This window comes from Streptomyces sp. GbtcB6, assembly GCF_019091475.1.
Classification (GTDB): Bacteria; Actinomycetota; Actinomycetes; order Streptomycetales; family Streptomycetaceae; genus Streptomyces; species Streptomyces hyaluromycini.
The window spans coordinates 1-224 of the sequence record NZ_JAGXJL010000561.1; the positions used below are offsets into that span (position 1 = coordinate 1).

General features: G+C 68.3%; 1 protein-coding gene. It reads left to right on the top strand.

The features are described from left to right. Positions 1 to 224: SDR family NAD(P)-dependent oxidoreductase (locus KVT45_RS55990; protein ID WP_217562829.1), on the top strand; the 224-nt coding region annotated here is incomplete at both ends.

Sequence of the window (224 nt, forward strand, 5' to 3'; positions counted from 1 at the left end):
CCTCGACGTCAACGTCATCGGCGTGGTCCGCACCACCACCGCGTTCCTGCCGCTGCTGCGCCGTTCGGACGACCCCGCGATCATCAACGTCAGCAGCGGCATGGGCTCCCTCGCCTTCACCCACGACCCCGGCCGGTCCGAGTCGCACGTCGTCGTGCCGCTGTACGCCTCCTCGAAGGCGGCGCTGACGATGTTGACCACGCAGTACGCCAAAGGGCTCAAGG